Origin of the sequence: Thalassobacillus cyri (genome assembly GCF_900107755.1) — a bacterium.
In the GTDB taxonomy this organism is placed as follows: Bacteria; Bacillota; Bacilli; order Bacillales; family Halobacillaceae; genus Thalassobacillus; species Thalassobacillus cyri.
The window spans coordinates 14,053-29,575 of record NZ_FNQR01000022.1 but is presented as its reverse complement, the minus strand read 5'-3'; the positions used below and the strand labels follow the sequence as shown (position 1 = coordinate 29,575).

Here is a 15,523-nt window from a genome sequence, read left to right as displayed (position 1 = left end):
AACGATAGCTGAAAAAAAAGGGGGGGAAACCAATCACACTAGGAGGTGTTGGGGGCTATTAATACGAGGGAACCACCTGGGAATCCCGCAGTCATACTACGGGATAGACTGGTAAGAGATTTTAGGGGTTGTTTACTCTTGCTCTTTCTGGTTCAAATGTTCAGCTTCTTTGTCGTAGGTTTCTATTTTCAACCTATATTTATCTGGAAGGACATTCTCTTCATGGACACTCGTGATGAATGCTTGTGCCTCTTCATAAGTCGAAAATATGACCTCCTCCTGTTCTTGCGCAAATCCTATTCTTAATTGATTAGCATCTTCTGCGATTACAATGTATTTCATAGATACCCCTTTCATTCATATTAACAATAAAAAAAGCCGAAAAAGGTATGATCCCTTTTCCGGCTTATGTCTGGCTCTAATTGTCCAACCCATTTCCACCTGGCTTTTTCGGTTTTAAAATAAAAATGATGTAACTTTTATCTTCATTAAAATCCCAATCCACAAATATATCGATGACTTGGGTATCGAGGATGTTTTCACAATATGATTGACTTAACAGGCCTTTTTCCAGCTTTCGCTTAGTAAGCTTCAATGTTTCACCAAAGCCTGAACGTATCAGTTCTTTTTCAATCCGTACCAATATTCCATCACGGACCACTATTAGTGTCCGATCATTCAACATGAATGAATCAACTTTTGTAGGAGCTTTTTCTGCCTGTTCACTCACCCGGATAATTTCTTCATGGATTTTTACCTTGTCTGGATAATCAGCTAGATGAATCTCTTGGTCCTGATGCTTTTTTGCAATTACCGCTAAGAAAACACCTGAACGATTATTAAGCGACCAGTCATAAAAAAGGTCTTCAACCTCTAATCCGGTCATTATCCTTAAAGTGGCCCGCATATCCGGAAGCAATTCATCCATCAGCAAGTCCCTTGTTTCTTCAACTTTCATATCGTTTTTCTGGCTGACCAATACCCTTTCCATCGGTGCTAAAAATTCACGCAAATAGATGGTGATATAAGGCTCTTCAATCGAAACATATACAGAGGAAGGCCCCTTGCCAAAATTATCTCGTAGTAACTTTCCTGTGTAACTGGCGATTTCTGCTTGGAGTGATTGTTTATCCATAACCATATCATTCATTCCTTTTTTAAAAGACAGGACGTTTTATTCCGGTCTCATTCTCTAGTATAAATCCTTCCTCCATTTAACGAAAGTCAAACATAGTATTTTTCTTCAACGAATGCAATTCTATGTGCAAATACCCAAAACGAGGGATATTTGACCCATTCAAAATACCAGCCAGCTTTGATAGAATTTAATTGTAAGAATATTCTAAACATGTAAGTTGAAGGAGGATGAGAAATGGACGAGCTTAAACTGATTCCCTTTCAAGTAGAAGAGATTCTCCCAATGTCGTCAAATGTGCCAGAAGGTGTGGAAATGATTGAGGCACCCCTACTCTGGGAGCAGGCCAATCAAGGAAAAGGAAATGTCGTTGCGGTCATTGACACCGGTTGCCAGCCGGATCATCCTGAATTGAAAGATAGAATTATTGGCGGCAGAAACTTTACCACGGATTATGATGGGGATGAGGATAATTTTTCGGATAACAACGGCCATGGCACGCATGTTGCCGGAACGATCGCTGCTACAGAAAATGGCACAGGAGTGGTTGGTGTAGCACCTCAGTCAGACCTTCTAATTCTGAAAGTATTGACAGGTAGCGGCAGAGGCCGGATGGATTGGATTATCGATGCAATTGAATACGCCACTAACTGGGAGGGATCGAACGGAGAACGAGTCCGAGTCATGTCCATGTCGTTAGGCGGACCAAGCGACATTCCAGACCTGCATGAGGCGATTAAGCAGGCAGTCAATAAGGATATAGCCGTCGTATGCGCTGCAGGGAACGCTGGTGATGGCCGGGAAGATACCGATGAGTTCGGGTACCCTGGCGCTTATAACGAAGTCATTCAGGTCGGCGCTATCAACTTTGAAAGAAAGTTAGCTGATTTCACCAATACAAATAATGAAATTGATTTAGTAGCTCCTGGTGTCAATATTCTCTCCACTTATTTAAATGGTGAATATGCTCGGTTGAGCGGGACTTCCATGGCCACTCCCCACGTGTCTGGTGCGCTGGCCTTGTTGATCAATTTGTCCGAGTCCCAGTTCAAACGCAAATTAACAGAAGCTGAGCTCTACGCCCAGCTGATTAAACGAACCATGCCGCTCGGTTACACGAAACAAGCGGAAGGAAACGGCTTAGTGAGGCTGGGATTAATCGATAAAATTAACGATATATTAAGCGTCTATACTAATAACTGGGAAGAAAAAATTGCACGGAACGAAGTGAAAATCAAATCAATGCAGCCATAAAGAGTATGTAAAGAACAGCACAAGATTCATTTGTGCTGTTCTTTACTTTGTCCCAGCTGTTGTTCAGCCATCTTGACAAGTTCTCTGACCATACTTCCACCAATAGCTCCACCCATTCTCCCGGCATCTTTGGCTTTGATTTCTCCGTTATAACCCTCTGATATTGGCACATTCTGTTCCTGTGCTATTTCATATTTGTCGTTCGTTCCATAGCGTTCATTCAATAAATTTTCTTTCAATTGATCAAGTCCTTCACGCGCTTCCGGAACGAGGATTTTATTTCTTCTTCCCATGACGCTGCTCCACCCTTGTTAAATCTTTTCCTTCATGACTGACCAGTTTGCCCTCTCCATCTACCTGATCAATCTGTCCATCGATAGTCCCTTCTGTCAATGTATCGGATGCCTGCTCGTGTGTAATTGCAAGTCCTTGTGAAAATTGATCATCCTTTTCATAATCAGATGGCTGATAAGTTCTATCTGCCTGAATGTCGTGTTTCGTTTGTTTCTTCATATCGAAAACCTCCTTCCTCCTTAGTTTCTACACATTAACTGTAATTATGTTTGGCGTATAAAACCATGTCTTGAGGCAGAAAATGATGATAAGGAGGAAAGGATGTAAATCGCCATTATCCGTGCCGTCTTAGCAAAATTAATCATACGTGATCGTGTTAGTAAAACATGGAAATCAGGAAGATATTTTTGAGAAAAGAAAAAATGTCGGTGACCGGCCCATTGGGGGAGAAGCGATGTCACCCATTCCTGCATGCTCCCATTGATGAACCGCCAGCAGATAACCTCGTACTAACGGCTGTTTAAATGTCGTCATTTGTCTGTTAGCATGGAGGAAGGGTTATAGGAAGTGCGGATCAACATCTTAAGTTGTGATAATAATTTATCCTCCATTTTTCCGAATTCCCCCACCTAATCCGTTGTCTACGGGTTCATGAAAGGAGGATTACCATGCAGCCAAGAATATTGTTGCTATCCAAAGATGCATCAGACCTGCAGCATCTGCAACATGTCTTGTATGATCAAGGTATATATAGTCAATGTGAAGACATGGGCAATGCGGATATCAAGTCCCTTCTAAATGAAAATGATATCAATGTCATTTTGCTTGATGAGTCTTGCTTCTCTCTGCTAGCTGAATTGAACAGTATCGCCAAAGACACAAGTGTCATCATTTTATTACATCATCAAAACGAAGATACCATTAAGATTTCGATGGATTATAATGTCGATAATTTCCTCATGAAACCCCGCTATTACAACCTCTTGCCCACGATATATAGCGCACTCGAGAATCGTTCCCAAACATGTCAATAATGGAGTACTTAAAAAGCTGTATTTCTCCAAACTGATTGGAGAAATACAGCTTTTATTATTCATCTATTTTATACAAATGGATGCTCCATGGTGAAGCCTCAGATTCAAACACGCGTTCAAAAACAAGGTTATTCGCTTCATAATTCTCAATGGGGACAGCTGATAGGATATAGTCTCCACCCATGCTTTCCAGCTGGTCGGTATTGATATCGAGGTTCTCAATTTTTTTGTTACTATTTTTGGTAAAATCATAATTCTTACCTAGCTCATCTACATACAAATAGAGCCTGCTTCCCCATGTATCAAAGTAATGCCTTAGCGTATCGTTCTTCTCCAATTCTGGTGCTATTACTTCCCTCCACTTATGTTTATAGGAAAGCGGTATGGTTGTATTATAGGTATCCAATGTCCACATACCGTTGTATTGGGCGATCGTCGGGTGCATCCCGATCGACACCACCCGGTAATCAGAAGGATCCTCTCCGATATATTCTTTAATATCGTCAAAGAGCGCTTCTGAGTAAAACTCCTTATAAGTGAAAGAATCAAACTCTCTGTACTTGAATTCTTCGGCAAGCGGAAACAATATAGCGATCTGTCCAAGGATAAGCAATAGTACAATAAATTTACCTAAAAATACTCTTTTTTGGATAATCCTCATAGCAAGACCAAACACAAGATACCAGAGTAATGGATGCAGGAAGTGGTAGCGGCTGAAATTGAAATTGTTCAATAAGGAAATCGTATCTTTTGGTACACGCCATCCTTCCCAGTACCAGTAGCCATACCAAATCGAGAGGATTAAATTGGCCGCCAGCAGAGATAGGAGCAGCTTCGGCACTGCGGCCCTTTTCCATACAGCTATGAGAATCGCAGCCATAGCCCCCGGAAGAATAAAGCGGTAATGAAATGTTTCATCATGCGTATGGGCAAAGAGAAAGTTTTCAATCCCCAGCTGGAACGCCCCAACTGCATCCTTATCTCCCAAAGTGAATTCTTCTCGATGGGGTACAAATGCACTATCCAGGAACATCGAGTAAATGATCATATAATTTTTGATCAGAAAGATACTTGTCATCAATACAATCGAACTAAAAAATGGCCAGTTGAACTTTTTAAAGCGAATCCAATCCACCAGCCAGATGACACCAATGATCGAGATGAAAAAGGAAAAGGCCAGGATGAAATTGGAATGGAATGGGATGAGTACAAGGAAGATCCAGTATCTCTTTTTCGCTTGTCTACCGAGCTCTCGGATTTTCAAAAATGCAAGTAATGCAAGCGGCATTCCTGCCATGGAAAGAGCGCCGGATGGCCAATATGGAAGCAGCGCAAACGTCAAGGCGGCCCCCGCAATCGGCAGCTGAAAATTTGTCCATGTATCTTTCCGTTTTTCAAAAATATAAGCCAGTAGAAAATACATACCAAATAAACCGACCACTCGCATGATGGTCTGGTTGATGGTATAAGCAGTGAAGGGTTCAAATAGAGCATACAGCCAGACCATAGCATCCAAGCCTGAAGGCAAAGCACTTCGTGGCAGGCCGTTAATAATACTTTGCAGCATTTCATTCGGTGAGGCGAAAATCAGGTTGTTTTCAACCACCAGCTTATACCAGACAATATTCGAATCCAGATTATCATGTACCCTGATATGCGTATCTTCACCTAAAATATAATAAGGCAGCAAATAAGCTGCCAGAATCAAACAGGCTACAAATAATAATTTATGCCTGATAAAACGCTCGAATATGGTGTACCACATGACTGACATCCTCTTTTGCCATTTGATAATAAAGCGGTAAACGCAGCAATCGTTCACTATCTTTACTTGTATACGTATCCGGTCCGCTCATTTCTCCGAACTTCTCCCCGGCATGGGAAGAGTGAAGTGGGACATAATGAGGGACTGCCATGACATCATTTTCTTTCAAGTATTGTATCAGCCGTTTTCGCTCCTCTTCATCCTTGGTTTTGATATAGAACATATGGGCATTATGTTCCCTGTCTTCCGGGATGAATGGCAGCTCAATCTTGCTTTGCCCGGCTAGTGGCTTCAGCCCTTCCCAGTAGATATGCCACGTTTCCAGGCGGTTTTTATTGATTCTGTCAGCTGCTTCCAGCTGAGCTAATAAATAAGCAGCATTCAAATCACTCAAGAGGTAAGAAGAACCAATATCCCGCCATGTATATTTGTCCACCCTGCCCTGGATGAACTGTGAGCGGTTCGTCCCTTTTTCCTGGATGATTTCCGCGCGGCCAATGAAACGAGGGTCGTTGATGACCAACGCTCCACCTTCTCCGCACGTATAGTTTTTGGTTTCATGGAAGCTGAATGTACCAAGATGACCAATCGTCCCCAAGGCCTTTCCTTTAAAGGTACTAAGCAAGCCTTGAGCTGCATCCTCGATCACATAAAGATCATACTGTTCAGCAAGAGACATGATGGCATCCATTTCACATCCCACGCCAGCATAGTGTACGACCACAATCGCCTTCGTACGGCCTGAAACTGCTTCCTCCACAAGTGAAGCATCCATATTCATTGTAGCCGGATCAACATCGACGAATTTAATATTGGCCCCGCGTAAAGCGAACGCATTTGCCGTAGAAACGAATGTAAAAGAAGGCATGATCACTTCATCACCTTCCTGAATATCGACCAATAATGCAGCCATTTCAAGGGCATGCGTACAAGAAGGAGTCAAAAGCACCTTCTCGGTTCCTAAATGAGACTCTAACCAACTGGAACATTTTTTTCCGAATGGCCCGTTGCCGGAAAGTTTCAAATTATGGATTGCTTCCTGAATATATTCATTTTCGTTACCTGTTACACATGGTTTATTGAATGGAATCATCTTAACACCTCAAATAGATTGACTCGTTACTATAATACCTAGCACAATCAAGGATAAGCCGATCACTTTTTGAGGTGTGACCGGCTCTCCGAACAAAAAGACGGATAGCAGAAACACCAGCACAAATGAAAGGCTCATGAATGGATACGCATAACTGATATTGAATTTTGTCATCGCCGCCATCCAGAAAATCGAAGCGACAAAGGCAGAAAGAAAGCCCGACAGAATCAATGGGTCGAGCAAAAGCTGGAACAAGAATACGATTTTATCTTTAAGTTCCAGTGGCAGACTGCCGAACTTCTCAATCCGCCATTTCAATATCAATTGGCCATAAACAGTAAATAAAATGGTTGCAAAGATATAAAAATAACCCATCATCAGACCCCGTCAGGCATTTTTATATTCCATTTATGGTAGACATCTACCGCTCGCTTCATTTTGAAACCGAGCGAATAGAACATCTGCATCGAAGGAAAGTTGATTGCCGATACGGAAGTCTCCAGTTCCTCATAGCCATAAGAAAACAACACTTCACACGCTTTACTTACCAATGGCTTGGCAAGTCCCTTCCCCCGCACCTTTTCATCCATTCCTATCAATAGAATCCGGTTGTCCTGATAGGCATAGTAAGCAACGATCTCTCCTTCATAAGTAAGGAACATTACCTCCCCCGCTTCATATAAATCACGGAGCCAGTTGATGTATCGCTGTTCTGCTGTTTCTTCCTTCACATTAAAATCTCTATGATAGCGACCTACTTTAAAGGCACCGGCAGAAATTGAAGCAATAATAGCAAAGCTTCCTTCTCGTGTAATCCCGACTTGTTCTTTGGAAAATGTCCGCAATTGATCGGCTTTACATACCGGTGTGATCAACGTATCCGCATAATAAAATCCGTGCTCCAAAATCGGCTTTTTATTGACCATGGGATCGACCTTTAAGGTGAAATGTCCTGTTGTCTCATCCGTTTCTTGCAGCGCTTCCTCTACAGGAGACAGGACTTCGTAGGTATCCATCCCAAAATTTCGTCTATCCCAGGGAGCTTCACGTAAATGTTTCGTCATCCTATCACCTCATATCATTCTACATCTTTTGTTGTTTCGCTGATAATGTATAGTGGCCTGCCTTTTGTTTCATTAAATACTTTACCGATATATAAACCTAACACTCCAAAATTAAAAAAAACCAACCCGCCGATAAAATAGATCGACACCATGACACTCGTCCATCCTGGAACATGATGCTCCAGCATAAGGCGCTTAAAAATCAAATAAACGCCATACAAAAAGGATACAAGTGAAATGGTAAACCCGAATTGGATCGACAATCGGAGCGGTTTATTCGATTGAGAAATAATGACATCGGTAGCCAGACTGATTAACTTTTTTAAATTATAGGAAGATTTACCATGCTCACGCTGACTGTGATTGACTGGTATTCTCGTGGATTTATAACCCATCCATTGGATAAATAGCGGGAAAAGCCGGTTTTGCTCCCTCATTTGACGGAAGCTTTCAATCACCTTCTTCCGGCTGATGCTGAAGTTTGCAATGGTATGGTCTGAAGACCGCTCCGTCAGATAATCGTAAACTTTGTAGAAAAGTTTAGAGGTCAACCGCTTCAGCGCATAATCCTGCCGTTCTACCCTAGATCCAAAAACGACATCGTAGCCTTCCAATGCTTTTTCATATAACTTCTTGATATCCTCCGGCTGATCCTGCAGATCACAATCCATTACAACTACCCAGTCACCATGCGTATGATCCAATCCCGCTGTAATAGCATGATGCTGTCCGAAGTTTCTGGATAAGTTGATCCCTTTTACCCTTGGATCTTTCTGGTGAAGCTGTTGAATCGTCGGCCAGGCATCATCCGGACTGGCGTCGTTAACCAGGATAAGCTCGTAATTCATTGGAATGGAGCTCATCGTTTTATTCACGCGTTCATATAACTCATTCAGACATTTCTCACAGCCGTAGATCGGCACTACAACGGAAATCACTGGACTTGCTGCTCCCATTTATTGATATACCAGGAGACTGTTTCTGCCAGCCCTTGATCCAGTTCGACCTCCGGCATCCATCCCAGCGTCTGTCTGATTTTACTATCATCTACGGCATATCTGCGGTCATGTCCTGGTCTATCATCAACAAAGGTAATCAAATCCTTGAAATTAGTAAGCTTCAGTTGTTTTTTTCGATCAGGCTGGTATACATCCAACAATCCACAAATCCGATTGGTCATATCTAAATTCGTCCGTTCATTTCTACCTCCGATGTTATAACTTTCACCCGTATTACCGTGATGGAAGACAGCATCAAGCGCGTGACAATGATCGGTTACATACAGCCAGTCGCGAATATTTTGCCCGTCCCCATAAATAGGAATAGACTCTCCTGCGAGTGCGTTTCGAATGATTGTCGGAATCAGTTTCTCGTCATGCTGCCTCGGTCCATAGTTATTGGAACTGCTTGATATCACGACATTCATGCCATAAGTGTTATGGTAGCTCTTAACCAGCATATTTGCGCTCGCCTTCGAAGCACTATAAGGATTTCTTGGATCATACGGGGTTTCTTCCGTAAAAGCTCCATCTTCATCCAGCGACCCATATACTTCGTCGGTGGAAATATGATGGAAGCGCCGCTCAGCAAGCACCCCTTTCTGTTCCCAATCACGTTTAGCAGTTTGCAGCAAGTTGACTGTGCCGACAACATTGGTCGTAATGAAAGGCTTCGTATCAGCAATTGATTTATCCACATGGGATTCGGCAGCAAAATGGATGATCCCGTCAATGTCAAAATCAGCGAACACCATTTCTACTACTGATTCATCTGCAATGTCACCTTCAATAAAATGATAGTTATGATAGCCTTCTGCCTCACGCAAGTTCGCTAATGATCCAGCGTAGGTCAATTTATCAAGATTGACAATCTCGTAGTTGTCATGGGCTTTCAAAAAATAAGTGATGAAATTGGAGCCGATGAAACCAGCTCCCCCTGTGATTAATAAAGTCTTTTTATCTCTAGTCATGATCCACCGTTCCTATCATTGGATTTTGGTCGACAACGTCTTCCCAGTATTGCTGGACGTGTCTCCGATTAGCAATATCCATCAGATATTTTCCGTAGTCATTCTTCTGCATGGCTTCCCCTTTTTCATATAGCTCTTCCCGTGAAATGTAGCCCATATAATAAGCGATCTCTTCAATGCAGGCAACCTTGAACCCCTGCCGCTGCTCGATATTTTTAATAAACTGGGAAGACTCGAATAAGGAATCATGCGTACCTGCGTCAAGCCAGGCGAACCCTCTTCCTAATAGCTGGACATCCAATTCTCCATTTTCGAGATACAGTTTATTGATATCGGTGATCTCAAGTTCTCCCCGATCAGAGAAATCAAGCTGCTTCGACATTTCAATCACGCGATTATCATAGATATATAAACCTGTGACAGCAAAATCAGATTTAGGATCTTCCGGTTTTTCTTCTAAAGAAATTACTTTTTTATTTTGATCGAACTCCACTACACCGAACCGCTGGGGGTTTCCGACACGGTAACCGAAAACAGTCGCACCTTGATGATTACGGATCGCTTTCCGAAGCATATCTGTAAGTCCTTGCCCATAAAAAATGTTATCCCCCAGAATCAGAGTCACATCATCATCGCCGATAAAGTCTTCCCCGACAATGAACGCTTCCGGAATGCCATTAGGATCCTGCTGGGTTTCATAAGAGATGGAGATTCCTAACGATGAACCATCGCCCAATAACTTTTGAAAACGAGGCACATCTTCTACCGTACTGATGATCAGAATTTCTTTTATCCCGGCAAGCATCAGTATTGATAAAGGATAATAGATCATTGGCTTATCATAGACAGCAAGCAGATGTTTATTAATACTATCCGTGCTTGGTGACAATCGGGTGCCGCTGCCCCCTGCCAAAATGATTCCCTTCATAGAACCGCCCTCCCAAATATCAAAAATAATAATACGTATAATTACAGATTCCTTTCTTAGTTCCCTTTTTCCTGGCAGATTAATCTTACTTTTTGATTACAAATTTTTAATAAAAAATAAAACAATAAAAAGCCCTTCGTTTAAGGGCCAGGAAGCATTCATCTGTTAAAGAGGTTTAAGTTTAAATCGTTTGATAATTTTCTTAGGGCTTTCCCACCTGCGATACTGTTCCCTTTTTTATTGATAGCCGGACCTACGATACCGATGCCCAATTCCCCGGTCACAACTCCCGTAATACCGCCTGATACACCGCTTTTAACTGGAAAACCTACATCTACCGCGTAAGAACCAGATTCGTTATACATTCCCGAGGTTATCATGATAGCCAATGTGGTTCGGACATGTTTTGGATCAATTAGTCTTTGCCCATCCTTCATTCCCTGTTTTGCCAGGAAACAACCTATTTCTGCAAGGTCGCGGGAGGTCACTTTCAGAGAGTTGACACGGAAATATAAATCAAGTGCTGCATCTAATTCCTGATAAGGTAAAATCCCCAAGCTTTCCAAAAAATAAGCCAGGGAGCGGTTTCGTGAGCCATTTTTCACTTCAGACCTGTAAACATCCTCATCTAATACTATTTTATCATTATTTGTTATGGTGCGGAGAAAGGTTAATACACGCCCAAAACGCTCATCAACGTTTAAGCCTTTAATCAGACTTGCCACTGCAATGGCTCCGGAATTCAACATCGGATTATAAGGCTTATGATTTTCGTAATTTTCAAGATTGGAGATGGAGTTGAAGAAATCATCCGTCGGCTCTTTATCTACCTTTTGAAATACTGTATCCTCTCCAAAATCCTCAAGAGCCATTAATAGGTTGATTACCTTGGAGATACTTTGCAAGGAAAAAACGTAGCCATCGTCCCCTGCAGAATAAACCTCCCCCTTGTCTGAAATGATAGTAATTGCTAAGTTAGTCAGATCGGATTGATCTTTCCCCGGCAAGTGATCAGCAACAACACCGGAAGATGCAAACGGCCGGCATTCTTTGACAATCTCTTGTATGTAGTCATTCGATAATCTTGTCATGTCCCCACTCCTTACATCATAGGCTTACCTATTTATCTTTATCCTTCCAGGTATTATTTAAACTCTTGGCTCTGATGAATCACAGTTTAGATTTTAAAGTTAAGCTCCCTTTTATTGAGTTTCAAGAGAAACTGTTTCCGATACGGTTGAGAATCTCTGGAGGTCCTGGAAATCACATGCTTTCCATGGGCGTATGGTGAGCTTCCTCGTACTAAAGCCCTGTTGGATCTTACCATGTACTATCCTCCCATTGGAGTCTTGCAATTTCCCGGACCTCCTTGCGTTTGTGAGAAAAACGGAAACATCGGTATGCCGTCCTTCAAGCATAGTAAGAGCTACTCATAAAAACGTCTTATAACCTGTATCATAGTTTCCTATAATTTGTGGAAGACATCTTCATCTATGGCAGGGGTTCGTTTCCCTCATCCTTTGGATGGGTTGGTTGGGAAACTGCGAGACTCCCGCGCGAGAGAAGGAGCTAGGCAAGACCCCGCAGGGAGTGAAACGACTGAGGAGGCTTACCAGTTCCCCCGCAGGAAAGAAATGAATGCGTAATCGCCTTGGGAGTAGTATCCCAGCCATCCCTGACACTTTTTTTGGAAATGAATCCCTTTTCACTTAAAACTGAGGCTTCCTCAATACGGACCTACAATTGAATAAGCCTTTAACAAAGGCAAACTTTTATGCATTAAAAAAGCATGAAACTTTGGCAGCTTCATGCTTTTCACATACTTAAATACTTGTATGCTGAGGAGTTGGATACTCTATTTCAAAACCTGATTCTCTCAGCATTTGATGGTCTTTCGTTCCTTCCTGACCGGCGGTGGTCAAATAGTCTCCGACAAAAATCGAATTAGCTGCATACAAACCCAATGGCTGCAGGCTGCGCAGGTTGACTTCCCTGCCACCGGAGATCCGGATTTCTTTTGATGGATTGATGAACCGGAATAATGCGAGCACTTTTAGACAATAGATCGGGTTAAGTTCATTGGTTCCTTCTAATGCTGTTCCATCAATTGCATGAAGGAAGTTCACAGGAATGGAGTCAGCATCCAATTCCTTCAATGCTTTTGCCATATGTACGACATCAAGCTTCGTTTCCTTCATCCCAACAATCACTCCGGAACAAGGAGAAATTCCCGCCTGTTTGGCATGATTGACCGTATCAATACGGTCATCGTAGGTGTGAGTGGTTGTAATAGCATCATGGTGGTTTTCTGAGGTGTTGATGTTATGGTTATAGCGGTCCACTCCAGCTTCTTTTAGCTGCCGGGCTTGCTCTGGCTTCAATAAACCAAGGCAAGCACAAATTTTCATATCATATTTTTGCTTGATTTCTTCTACAGCCGACGTTACTTCATTCAGTTCCCGATTCGTAGGGCCGCGGCCGCTGGCTACGATACAGTAGGTGCCGGAATGAAGTTGGTGAGCTTGTTCCGCTCCCTTCACAATCGTATCTTTGTCCATCATGCGATACTTCTGGATCGGGGCCTCAGAATCAATCGATTGAGCGCAGTAGCCGCAATTCTCTGGACAAAAACCTGACTTCGTATTAATAATCATATTCAACTTTACTTTATTGCCATAATGATGCTTCCTGATTTGATAGGCACTATGGAGCAGGTTCAGAATATCATCATCAGAGCTCTCAAGAATCGAAAGTCCTTCTTCATCTGTCAGCTCATGGCCCGCTAAAACTCGCTCAGCCAGCAGGTTCCAATTCATACATTCTCCCCCTATTTCGTATTAAACGGCTTCCTTTTGTCTACGGAACTTGGTATTAGCTAAGGCACCTTTTTCTAATCGGAATGCCAGGTAGCCCGCAAGCACAGAAAGAATGATATCTTTCGGAAGTGGAACCATCATCCATCCCCATACCATTTTATAAGTTAGACCTTCTGGGGCTTCAAACCAGAAAAGATATGCCGCATACATCCAGTTAGTTCCTACAATATAATTAATCACCATTCCTACAAGTGCTGCACTTACGTACATTGGAAAACTACGCTTCATCTCCACCATTTTCCCTGCCACATAAGCCAATAGAATAAAAGATACAATGAATCCGAATGTCGGCGAGAGCATAATCCCTGCTCCACCTTTGAATTGAGCAAATATCGGCGCTCCTGCTAAACCAAGAATCATATAAACGAACATCGAAAATGCACCAAGCCTGCTGCCAAGGACAATGCCGGCAAGGATTGCAAAGAATGTCTGCAATGTAATCGGCACTCCTCCAACGACCATGAACGGGGCAATGGATGTAATATTTGCACCGACAGCTGTCAAAGCTACAAATAAACTTCCCATCGTCAGATCAATGGCTGTAAACTTTTTTCTTTTCATACGTCTCATCCTCCTGTATATCATCCGTTAACGTTAACCATAAGTTAATTCAGGTTAACATATAACATAGATTACCATAGACATATGAAAAAATCATAGACTTTTTAAAAATTTCCTTAGAAAAATTTGGCCTTTTGCCATGATCTTATGGCGAAAGCCTTCCATTTCCTTGTACTTTAATTTTTTACAAAGTTAAACTTCCTTAAAGTATAAAAAAATCCTGAATCTCCATTTCTGGAGGATCCAGGATTTTTGATATCAGATAGCCAAGGGTGTAGTTAACGTATTTGTCCGTTACCTGACATGATATATTTAACGGTGGTCAATGCAGGCAAGCCCATTGGACCACGTGCATGTAATTTCTGCGTTGAAATTCCGATTTCCGCACCAAATCCTAGTGCACCGCCATCAGTAAAACGTGTAGAAGCATTATGATAAATTGCAGCAGCATCTACCAGGCTCATAAATGTTTTCGCTGTTTCCCCATTTTCAGTGACGATTGCTTCCGAATGCTTCGTACCATACGTTTCAATATGATCGATCGCTTCTTCTGCGTTACTGACAGTTTTAATAGCGATATCTTTACTTAAATATTCATTCGCCCAGTCAGATTCGCCTGCTTCTTGAGCGGCTGGCATAACTTTAAGAATTTCCTCATCGCCATGGACGTTGATTTCATTATCTTTCAATGCTTTCGTCAAAGCATCAAGGTTTTCATTCAACCAGTCTTTATGGACGATCAGTGTCTCCGCTGCATTACAGACGGCAGGACGGTCTGTTTTAGCATTAACGAGAATATTCAACGCTTTTTCAACATCCGCTTCTTTATCAATATAAACGTGGCAGTTGCCGACACCTGTCTCAAGAACCGGGACTGTCGCATTGTTCACGACCGCACTGATCAGCGACCCGCCTCCACGTGGAATCAGGACATCCACATGTTCTTTCATGGTGAACAACTGCTGGGTCGCTTCACGATCTGTACTGTCGATGAACTGGACCGCCTCTTTCGGCACCTTGGTCTCTTCTAATCCGCGGTGAAGTACTTCTACAATAGCGCGATTTGAATTGATTGCGGAAGATCCACCCTTAAGAACAATCGCGTTCCCTGATTTCAAAGCAAGGCCGGTAGAATCAACAGTCACGTTCGGGCGTGCTTCATAAATCATACCAATCACCCCGAGTGGTACCGTCACTTTTTCTACACCCAGGCCGTTTTCAAGCGTCCAATCAGACAAAACGTGTCCTGTCGGGTCTTCAAGTTCAGCCACTTCTCGCAGACCATTGGCAAAATCAAAAATGCGTTCTTTAGTGAGAGCCAGACGATCCATGAAAGCATCTTCAAAACCTTTTTCACGCCCATTTTCCAAGTCTTGTTCATTCGCTTCTAGAATTGATTGGTATTCCGCTTCAAGAATAGAAGCTAAATGGGTCAATGCTTCATTCTTTTCCTCTGTCGTAAGCATCGCTAGTTTTTTAGCTGCTTTTTTCGCTTCAATCGCTTGCGCTTCCACGTTCACTGTTGGTTTGATGGTTGTCATCATTTACCT

The 15,523-nt window shown here is 42.4% G+C and carries 17 protein-coding genes; 2 read left to right on the top strand and 15 right to left on the bottom strand.

The window, feature by feature from the left end; genetic code table 11:
• Positions 1-132: 132 nt before the first annotated feature.
• Both BLV00_RS19110 and BLV00_RS19105 read right to left on the bottom strand, forming a co-directional pair.
• Positions 133-342: a hypothetical protein gene (locus BLV00_RS19110; protein ID WP_093046545.1), complete on the bottom strand. Its 210-nt coding sequence runs from the start codon at positions 340-342 to the stop codon at positions 133-135.
• A gap of 76 nt (positions 343-418) precedes the next feature.
• Positions 419-1,150, bottom strand: coding sequence for a Na-translocating system protein MpsC family protein (locus BLV00_RS19105; RefSeq protein ID WP_245729024.1), 732 nt, complete (start codon positions 1,148-1,150; stop codon positions 419-421).
• 222 nt (positions 1,151-1,372) lie between these two features.
• Here BLV00_RS19105 and BLV00_RS19100 point away from each other — a divergent pair, with 222 nt between their 5' ends.
• Positions 1,373-2,389 (top strand): S8 family peptidase, encoded by a 1,017-nt coding sequence (locus BLV00_RS19100; protein ID WP_093046544.1) that lies wholly within the window; start codon positions 1,373-1,375, stop codon positions 2,387-2,389.
• A 26-nt stretch (positions 2,390-2,415) separates the two neighbouring features.
• Here the strand turns inward: BLV00_RS19100 and BLV00_RS19095 are convergent, their stop codons facing one another.
• Positions 2,416-2,682 carry an alpha/beta-type small acid-soluble spore protein gene (locus BLV00_RS19095; RefSeq protein WP_093046543.1) on the bottom strand — a complete coding sequence of 89 codons (267 nt, stop codon included), beginning with the start codon at positions 2,680-2,682 and terminating at the stop codon, positions 2,416-2,418.
• Complete coding sequence (locus BLV00_RS19090) at positions 2,666-2,902, bottom strand: YozQ family protein (RefSeq protein ID WP_093046542.1); 237 nt, start codon at positions 2,900-2,902, stop codon at positions 2,666-2,668. Before BLV00_RS19090 ends, BLV00_RS19095 begins: the two co-directional genes overlap by 17 nt.
• A 449-nt stretch (positions 2,903-3,351) precedes the next feature.
• Here BLV00_RS19090 and BLV00_RS19085 point away from each other — a divergent pair, with 449 nt between their 5' ends.
• Positions 3,352-3,717 carry a DNA-binding transcriptional response regulator gene (locus tag BLV00_RS19085; RefSeq protein ID WP_093046541.1) on the top strand — a complete coding sequence of 122 codons (366 nt, stop codon included), beginning with the start codon at positions 3,352-3,354 and terminating at the stop codon, positions 3,715-3,717.
• A 55-nt stretch (positions 3,718-3,772) separates the two neighbouring features.
• On the opposite strand, the gene BLV00_RS19080 is transcribed toward BLV00_RS19085, so the two are convergent.
• The 11 genes from BLV00_RS19080 to BLV00_RS19030 all read right to left on the bottom strand — a co-directional run bounded on the left by BLV00_RS19080 (position 3,773) and on the right by BLV00_RS19030 (position 15,514).
• Positions 3,773-5,482: a DUF6044 family protein gene (locus tag BLV00_RS19080; protein WP_093046540.1), complete on the bottom strand. Its 1,710-nt coding sequence runs from the start codon at positions 5,480-5,482 to the stop codon at positions 3,773-3,775.
• Positions 5,445-6,575 (bottom strand): dTDP-4-amino-4,6-dideoxygalactose transaminase, encoded by a 1,131-nt coding sequence (gene rffA / locus BLV00_RS19075; RefSeq protein WP_093046539.1) that lies wholly within the window; start codon positions 6,573-6,575, stop codon positions 5,445-5,447. Before rffA ends, BLV00_RS19080 begins: the two co-directional genes overlap by 38 nt.
• 9 nt (positions 6,576-6,584) lie before the next feature.
• Complete coding sequence (locus BLV00_RS19070; protein WP_093046538.1) at positions 6,585-6,950, bottom strand: EamA family transporter; 366 nt, start codon at positions 6,948-6,950, stop codon at positions 6,585-6,587.
• 2 nt (positions 6,951-6,952) lie between these two features.
• The gene (locus BLV00_RS19065) at positions 6,953-7,639 is read right to left on the bottom strand and encodes a GNAT family N-acetyltransferase (protein ID WP_093046537.1); all 687 of its coding nucleotides are present in this window, start codon (positions 7,637-7,639) and stop codon (positions 6,953-6,955) included.
• Positions 7,640-7,653: 14 nt separating this feature from the next.
• The gene (locus tag BLV00_RS19060; protein ID WP_093046536.1) at positions 7,654-8,595 is read right to left on the bottom strand and encodes a glycosyltransferase family 2 protein; all 942 of its coding nucleotides are present in this window, start codon (positions 8,593-8,595) and stop codon (positions 7,654-7,656) included.
• Positions 8,574-9,608 carry a dTDP-glucose 4,6-dehydratase gene (rfbB, locus tag BLV00_RS19055; RefSeq protein ID WP_093046535.1) on the bottom strand — a complete coding sequence of 345 codons (1,035 nt, stop codon included), beginning with the start codon at positions 9,606-9,608 and terminating at the stop codon, positions 8,574-8,576. The genes BLV00_RS19060 and rfbB overlap by 22 nt, the downstream gene beginning before the upstream one ends.
• Positions 9,601-10,536: a glucose-1-phosphate thymidylyltransferase RfbA gene (gene rfbA / locus BLV00_RS19050; RefSeq protein WP_093046534.1), complete on the bottom strand. Its 936-nt coding sequence runs from the start codon at positions 10,534-10,536 to the stop codon at positions 9,601-9,603. The genes rfbB and rfbA overlap by 8 nt, the downstream gene beginning before the upstream one ends.
• Before the next feature lie 158 nt (positions 10,537-10,694).
• A complete protein-coding gene (gene glsA / locus BLV00_RS19045; RefSeq protein WP_093046533.1) occupies positions 10,695-11,627 on the bottom strand; it encodes a glutaminase A in 933 nt (310 codons plus the stop codon).
• A gap of 732 nt (positions 11,628-12,359) precedes the next feature.
• Entirely contained in the window at positions 12,360-13,352 is a 993-nt protein-coding gene (bioB, locus tag BLV00_RS19040; RefSeq protein WP_093046532.1) for a biotin synthase BioB, read from the bottom strand.
• Positions 13,353-13,373: 21 nt separating this feature from the next.
• Positions 13,374-13,973, bottom strand: a complete 600-nt coding sequence (locus tag BLV00_RS19035) for a biotin transporter BioY (RefSeq protein ID WP_093046531.1) — start codon at positions 13,971-13,973, stop codon at positions 13,374-13,376.
• Between the two features lie 278 nt (positions 13,974-14,251).
• Positions 14,252-15,514: a glutamate-5-semialdehyde dehydrogenase gene (locus BLV00_RS19030; RefSeq protein WP_093046530.1), complete on the bottom strand. Its 1,263-nt coding sequence runs from the start codon at positions 15,512-15,514 to the stop codon at positions 14,252-14,254.
• Positions 15,515-15,523 lie beyond the last annotated feature (9 nt).

Bases quoted from the DNA above. Each gene is read 5' to 3' on its own strand.
- BLV00_RS19085 (WP_093046541.1), top strand. From the start codon at position 3,352: ATGCAGCCAAGAATATTGTTGCTATCCAAAGATGCATCAGACCTGCAG.
- rffA (WP_093046539.1), bottom strand. From the start codon at position 6,575: ATGATTCCATTCAATAAACCATGTGTAACAGGTAACGAAAATGAATAT.
- BLV00_RS19080 (WP_093046540.1), bottom strand. From the start codon at position 5,482: ATGTGGTACACCATATTCGAGCGTTTTATCAGGCATAAATTATTATTT.
- BLV00_RS19110 (WP_093046545.1), bottom strand. From the start codon at position 342: ATGAAATACATTGTAATCGCAGAAGATGCTAATCAATTAAGAATAGGA.
- BLV00_RS19100 (WP_093046544.1), top strand. From the start codon at position 1,373: ATGGACGAGCTTAAACTGATTCCCTTTCAAGTAGAAGAGATTCTCCCA.
- BLV00_RS19090 (WP_093046542.1), bottom strand. From the start codon at position 2,902: ATGAAGAAACAAACGAAACACGACATTCAGGCAGATAGAACTTATCAG.
- BLV00_RS19030 (WP_093046530.1), bottom strand. From the start codon at position 15,514: ATGACAACCATCAAACCAACAGTGAACGTGGAAGCGCAAGCGATTGAA.
- BLV00_RS19070 (WP_093046538.1), bottom strand. From the start codon at position 6,950: ATGGGTTATTTTTATATCTTTGCAACCATTTTATTTACTGTTTATGGC.
- BLV00_RS19065 (WP_093046537.1), bottom strand. From the start codon at position 7,639: ATGACGAAACATTTACGTGAAGCTCCCTGGGATAGACGAAATTTTGGG.
- bioB (WP_093046532.1), bottom strand. From the start codon at position 13,352: ATGAATTGGAACCTGCTGGCTGAGCGAGTTTTAGCGGGCCATGAGCTG.
- BLV00_RS19105 (WP_245729024.1), bottom strand. From the start codon at position 1,150: ATGAATGATATGGTTATGGATAAACAATCACTCCAAGCAGAAATCGCC.
- BLV00_RS19095 (WP_093046543.1), bottom strand. From the start codon at position 2,682: ATGGGAAGAAGAAATAAAATCCTCGTTCCGGAAGCGCGTGAAGGACTT.
- BLV00_RS19035 (WP_093046531.1), bottom strand. From the start codon at position 13,973: ATGAAAAGAAAAAAGTTTACAGCCATTGATCTGACGATGGGAAGTTTA.
- rfbB (WP_093046535.1), bottom strand. From the start codon at position 9,608: ATGACTAGAGATAAAAAGACTTTATTAATCACAGGGGGAGCTGGTTTC.
- BLV00_RS19060 (WP_093046536.1), bottom strand. From the start codon at position 8,595: ATGGGAGCAGCAAGTCCAGTGATTTCCGTTGTAGTGCCGATCTACGGC.
- rfbA (WP_093046534.1), bottom strand. From the start codon at position 10,536: ATGAAGGGAATCATTTTGGCAGGGGGCAGCGGCACCCGATTGTCACCA.
- glsA (WP_093046533.1), bottom strand. From the start codon at position 11,627: ATGACAAGATTATCGAATGACTACATACAAGAGATTGTCAAAGAATGC.